Source organism: Natronospira sp., assembly GCF_007134575.1.
Classification (GTDB): Bacteria; Pseudomonadota; Gammaproteobacteria; order Natronospirales; family Natronospiraceae; genus Natronospira; species Natronospira elongata.
In genome coordinates, this window is sequence record NZ_SLKM01000120.1 from 1 (window position 1) to 6,504 (window position 6,504).

Here is a 6,504-nt window from a genome sequence, read left to right on the forward strand (position 1 = left end):
ATCAGCTTCACCGGGCCCGCACCCGCTGGCCGGCCTCGACATCGGCATTCGCCGGCAGGATCCTATCGCCTTCCTCGAGGCCTTCAAGGACTTCACTCTTGTCCAGCCCGCGCAGACCCAGGGTCACCTCGACTGCCTCTACCTGGTTATCCACCACACGCCAGACCCGAGCGCGGTCACCGGCCACATCATCCAAGGCCTGATTGGGCAGGGCCAGCACGCCGTCGCGCTCACCCACCTGAATATCCACGGACACCGTCATGTCCTGGCGCAGAAAGGCCGGGGGCTCTGCCACCTCAAAGCGCAGGTTCACATTGCCCCGCTCCGGGTCCACCTGAGGACCGACGAATACCAGTTCCCCTTCGAAGGGCCGACCGGGGTAGGCATCGGCCTCGAACATGGCCCGCTGGCCAGTGCTCAGCCCCTCAAGGCTGATCTCATCCACCGGCGCCTCAATGATGAGCGGCCCATCCGGCGCGATCAGCAGCAGGGTAGTGCCGGGCTGCACGGTATCGCCCGGCTCCACCTGACGACGCAGCACCATCCCCTCGACCTGACTGGCAATGCGCGTCTTCTCCAATTCCGCGGCCGCCAGCGCCACCGCGTACTGGGCATCGGCCACTTCCTGTTCGGCCAGCAACCACTCGCTGCCATCCTCCTGCAGCGACTGGCGACGCAGCCGGGCCCGGGTCAGCGCCGCCTCGGCCCGCTGAATCTCCAGCCGACTACGGTCCAGCTCCTCGGCACTGATCAACTCGCGCTCCAGCAACCGTTGCCGCCGTTCGGCTTCCCGCTCGGCCTGGGCGAGATTGGCGCGGGCTTCTCCCACTGCGGCTTCCGCATCCGGGCGCTCGAAACTCAACAGACCCGCCCGCCGGGCCTTGGCCCGCGCCAGGCCGGTCTCGGCCCGGGCCAGGGAAGCACGCTGGGTGGCACCATCCAGCTCCACCAGCGGCTCGTCGGCCTCAACCCATTCGCCCTCATCGGTGTTCACCCGACGTACCTTGCCGACAATCTCGCTCCCCAGCTGCACCCGGTGACGAGTCAATACCCGCCCCGTGGTGACCACATTCTGCCGGAGGGTGCCGCTGTCCACGGTCAATACCGAAATCCGGGGGCCCAGCAGCCGATCACTCGCCATGGGGACCAGAATCAGGACAGCCACGACGGCCACAATCAGGCGCGGCCAGGTCAGCCACGGGAATTTCCTTGGCATTGCGTTTACTCCACGCTGCTCGGGGCTTGCTGCTGAAAAGTCTTCTCGCATCTTAAGGGGGAAACCGGCCCAAGCCCATACCCCTGAGCCAAACTTGAATATACTGTCCACGACGTCTAGCTTGCGAGGAAAGGGTATACAGAGGATTCCCCTATCATGGCCATAAACCAGCATGCCGAGCCGCAATTCCGCCTGCGAGAGCTGCTACCGTTGGGGTATCTCTATTTGTTGCTACTCGGCATTGCCAGTCAGTCCATCCACTATGCCTTTCTCGGCATTAACATCATGGCCTATTCCGATTTGCTGGATGTACTGCTGAGTCCCGTCGTACTGATTACGGACCACATAGCCTTCCTGTTGACCACAGTCCTGCTACCCCTTCTGCTATGGTTTTACCTGAAATACATTCGCCGGTACTACGCCCAACACAAGCCGGAAGTGCTGAAATCCGGCACAAATACCTGGCACCCCCTGGACCAATGGATGCTCCTGACCGCCCTCTTGCTATTCTGTGCCTTCCTGGGCTTCGGCGTAGGTGGCGGCCTGGCCACCCAGCAGACACTCAGCAGTAGTGACTTTGACCCGGATCATCGAGTGGTATTTGCGGACGGAAACAGCGCCGAGATCATGAAGCTGGGGATCAACAACAGCTTCCTGTTCTATGCCGTCGAAGGGCACCCCCACGTTATCGTCTCGCCCATCGACGACAATGTGCATGCCATTTCACGGCTTAGCCGGAAGGCTTCAGAGGAGTAAGCCAGCCGCTGATTCCGGCAAGTCGCCTCATTGGCGGTGAGCAACTCAGGATGCGATTCACTCTGGCTTCAATCAATCGCTGTCACTTGGCTTGGCATCGATCAGATCATCCAGGCTCAGATGGAGATCCTGAGTGCCGGGCCAGGGCTTGCGGATCATTGGGGCCTGGAGCGTCTTGGCTTTCTCCAGCCAGGCTTTTGCCGGGCCATCGATAATGATGAAGCTGGATTGGCCAAGCCCTCGATTGGCGCCACGGCCAGGCCGTCGATGGAAAACCTCTATCCGATGGCTGCCATCATGGGCTTCGATTCCGTTGCCGTGGAAACCGTAACGCGCCGGAAAACCTCGGCTCTGGTAAACATCAAAATAGATAATCCGCGACCAACGCCTTCTCGTCTCGGCTTCCTGACCGATAACGATATTCCTGGGCACATCGTCGATGAGGAGCGCAATGGAGCAACGCGTCGCCTGACCATATTGCTCTGACAGGAAACCGGCCACCGTGCCCCGTCTCAGGAAGAATCTTGAGAAGAAGGCAACAATGCCGTTACTGAACTCGGCAATGGCGCCTCGGGCCTGGTCACGGGTCCATCGTTCGAAATCCTTGCGGGTGTCCTCGTGAACGGAAAGATAATCCCTATGCCCGATGTCGTCATAATCCAGGGGCGGAGGGGCATGTTGATCGGCATTGGCAACCAAGGGCTTGGCGCCGTCGATCTTCGCGGTGAGGACCCGGGCGGCCACGTCCTCGCCGGCACGAAAGTCATGCTCCCGGAATCTTTCATCGAAGAAACCGCCGAAACCGCTCAGGAATCCGCCTTTCAGTAGCACCCGGTCCTCGGGGCCGATGGAGGCTGGGGTGATACCCACCAGATTGATCTTCTTTTTGTCTTCGAGGCGCGCCAGTTTGCTGATCAACAGATCAAGCTCATCAGCGGCAGACACTGGCCTATCGCCTGCCTTGCGCTCAAAGGCGGCTGTGAGCTCTGCACCGAAATCCACGCCTGGATCAGGATTGCCTTTGGATTCGGCATCCAGTCGATACAGCGATTCCAACACTGCCCGCAGCCCTTCACGGGCTGAGTCCGGCAAGGCATCACCAATCGCCCGAATGTCCTCTCGATGCTCGCCCAACCACTGGACGCGGCGGTTCACGGCGGCAGCTCGCAGCCAGTCCCGATAATTGGCCTGGCTGGTGATCGCACCGGAAAGACCCTGAAGCACCGCGGCAATCCCGCTGTAACGATCACGGGGTTCCACCGTGCCATCAGTGGTCAACTCACCCGGCTCAAGATGGGGCAAGCGGGTCGCCTCGCTGGTACCGGAGATATTGGGGTCAATGAAGATAAAGACCCGCTCCACATCCTCATCACCGGCGTCCCGGATCTTGGCCAGCCGTATCGCCTCGCGAAGGGGTTCGTTGCGAAAGACGCCCCCGTCCACATAGGCGTAACTCGTCTCCTCGGGCGCTATCCCGCCCGGAAACTCCTCGGTGTCATACTCCCAGCCTTCACGCTGCAAATTGCGCGGAGCAAAGGCGCCCGGGAAAGCGCCCGAAGCGATCGCTGCCTCAATCATCCCCTGCCACGATTCAGATTGACCGCCGTCCCAGGGCGCCACCAATCTTGCCCGGGCCCGTCTGGCCACAGCGCGGGCACGCTCATCGGGCGCACGATGCAGGGCGAAGCGAATGGGGTCGTGGTGATAGGTGGTCTGGATGGCGTCCGCGAAGACACTGTCCGCACCCTCCGCCGAGCCACCCCCCGTCCGGGCCTGGCGTATGAGCTGTCCTTCGGCCCTGACCGGGATGCCATTGAGATTGCTTAGCGCCAGGCTGACCAGTGTACCGTCCGCAAACAGATCATGAGGCACGTCCCCCGGCGGCTCGTCGAAAGGCAGAAAGGCCTCCGCGATCTGATCAATGATCTGACCGGGAAACAGGGAGGGGTCTTCATGCTCGGCCATCAGGCGCCGGATGCCCATATAGTCCGGGTCGGTCCAGCTCCGGCGCAGCTCCTCGCGGATGGTCTCGGTACTCGCCCCCCGATACATCTGATGCAGCAGCATCACCAGCGCCATGCTGCCCGCCGAGGCCCCGGAAAGGACATCGATCTTCGGATCACACCAATGCTCGGCCGGATCCTGCAGCAGCTTCACAACCCGCGCCAAGGCCCCGGCCGAAAAGGCCCCAAGGCTCACCCCACCGCCCATGATCAAGGCAAAGCGAATCTTTCTCGCCATCAGTCCCCCTCCCCAGGCCAGCCGATTCCCTTCCGCCAGCTAATTAACAGCTCGTTTGGAAGAGGGAGACAGAAGGACCCCGGCCAGCCCAATTGCGTATCAACAGTTCCAATAAAGCGTAGGTGGGAAAAGCCCGGCATTCAACGGCAACACCCCCCTTCGGATCCGGGAAGCCAGCCCGGTCCGATTCTGCGCCAAAGATGTTGGCGGTACCCCGTCTGGGGGGTGGCGCTTATCGGATGAATGCTCGATGCTCATGTATCGTCTGGGGATCAAAACAAACCCTTTTCGTACGGGCATTCCTGCAATGCCACGATCAGGCTGGGAGGGACAAATGTATAAATTCAATAAGATAGAAAAGTTCAGGTGCCGAAACACACTGATGCTGGCATTCGGCATTATGTTCATTCATGGCTGCTCCTCCAGCAGTTCGAGTAACGACCCGCTGGCGACCATCGGTGGGCAGATCACCGGTCTTGGTGATGAGCCGGTAGTCCTGACGTTGAATGACGAAGACGAGCTGACCATCGACAGCGATGGCCCATTCGAGTTCGAAATGGGTATCGCGCATGGCGAGGACTACAACGTCGTAATCATTTCTCAACCCGGTGATGTCGCGTGTGGCAGCGAAAATGCCACGGGAAGCGTCGACGAAGACGATGTGGACGATATCCAGATCGAGTGCGGTGGTTTACACATGTCTTCGCGGCAGGGCGATGCCAGCGTTCATCTGGATTGGTGGCCGGCCGTCGATGGTGACCTGCTCTACTCAACGGATCGCAACTGCGACTGGAGCAATGTCCAGGCCTGTGAGAACGGTGGCATGATTCCAGATGTCTCAGGTGGGTCAATCGACATTATTGCTGCCGACGAAGGCCTGGCGCTGGATCGGAACTACCACTTTAGCCTCCAGATGCCCGAGCACCATGCTGCCACCACTGTCGGTGTTGCGCCATTCTACCAGTACGCCGCGCCCGTACTCGGCATTGTCATGGACGATCAGCGCATATATGCAGGTGGCTACGGCCGCTACTTTGGTGGCGCGACTCAAGGCATAAGCTGGTTCCGCGACGACGGTAGCGAGATGACGGTTACCGGCCCCAATTACCGCTTGCCCAATGGAACGACACAAGTCATGGTGGAGGACCCCAATGGTGGCTGGTTTGTAGCGGGCCAGTTCGATGGCGGTGGGGACTTTCCAAATCAGCTGATCGCGCGACTGCACCCGGATGGCACGGTTGACCAGGACTGGGAAGTCACATTTGACGGTAATGTCACGTTCATTTCGGACATTCTCGTGCATGACGACCACCTCTATATTGCCGGTCGATTCGGCGAGATACAGGGAAGCAGCGATCATGCTGCCCTGGCGCGATTGACCCTGGATGGGGAACTGGACGAAGACTTCAATCCTGAAATCCCAGAAAACCCATCACAAATCACCAATGTGGATAGCATTCTTGCATCCGGCGACCATCTCTATGTTGGCGGAAACTTCGTCGTATCAGGTGATTCCGATGTGAACATCGGCGTCATTGATGCTGAAACCGGGGAACATATCCAGACCTTTGATGCAGCGACCGATGGTCGGGTCACTGCTATGCTGCTTCAAGATGACCAACTGTATATTTCTGGTCGTTTCGAAGAAGTCAACAACACTCCTCGCCCAGGTCTCGCCTTACTGGATGCGGATACAGGGGCCCTTGATACAACATTCACGCCGGACATTGAAGACCCCTTCCTAATGGACATGGAGCTTGTCGACAATCGTCTATTCATCGCAGGGCAGTTTGAAACCATCAATGGAAGTCCTTGGAATCATCTAGCGGCCTTGCATGCCGAAACCGGGGTTCTGGACATCAACATTGAAACCGAAACCGATGGGGTCGTTTATACGGTCGATCATCGGGACGGGTATCTTTATGTAGGTGGCGCTTTCAGTGAGGTCAACGGGAATTCCGCTCACAGGGTCGCACGTCTAGACACTGCCAATGCTTTCCAGCCTGACGATGGCTGGCACCTGTCCTTTGACGGGATCGTGCTTGGTCTAGTCGAGACGGAAGACAAGGTTGCGGTACTTGGGCTACTCTGGACAGCTGGCGGCAGGGACGTGGGCCACCTGGCCGCCTTTGATGCCCTCACGGGTGAGCTGGACGAAAGCTGGGATGCCAATGTCAGGGGCTTGGTGGTAGCCGACCTGCAGATTCATGAAGGTGAATTGTTTGCTGTTGGGGCATTCAATCAGGCAGGCGGCGAGTCAAGAGGTCATGGTGCGGCGTTTAACTTGCATG

Annotated in this window: 4 protein-coding genes; 2 read left to right on the top strand and 2 right to left on the bottom strand. The window is 59.3% G+C overall.

Features of this window, described 5'->3' with window-relative positions:
• Window positions 1–7: 7 nt before the first annotated feature.
• Window positions 8–1,216, bottom strand: a complete 1,209-nt coding sequence (locus tag ACJWXQ_RS04645) for an efflux RND transporter periplasmic adaptor subunit (RefSeq protein ID WP_346052639.1) — start codon at window positions 1,214–1,216, stop codon at window positions 8–10.
• 156 nt (window positions 1,217–1,372) lie between these two features.
• On the opposite strand from ACJWXQ_RS04645, the gene ACJWXQ_RS04650 reads away from it, so the two are divergent.
• Window positions 1,373–1,972, top strand: a complete 600-nt coding sequence (locus tag ACJWXQ_RS04650) for a hypothetical protein (protein ID WP_346052638.1) — start codon at window positions 1,373–1,375, stop codon at window positions 1,970–1,972.
• 72 nt (window positions 1,973–2,044) lie between these two features.
• Here the strand turns inward: ACJWXQ_RS04650 and ACJWXQ_RS04655 are convergent, their stop codons facing one another.
• Window positions 2,045–4,213: a patatin-like phospholipase family protein gene (locus ACJWXQ_RS04655; RefSeq protein ID WP_406672270.1), complete on the bottom strand. Its 2,169-nt coding sequence runs from the start codon at window positions 4,211–4,213 to the stop codon at window positions 2,045–2,047.
• Between the two features lie 334 nt (window positions 4,214–4,547).
• Between ACJWXQ_RS04655 and ACJWXQ_RS04660 the strand changes: the two genes are divergently transcribed.
• Window positions 4,548–6,504: hypothetical protein (locus tag ACJWXQ_RS04660; RefSeq protein WP_406672271.1), on the top strand; the 1,957-nt coding region annotated here is incomplete at its 3' end.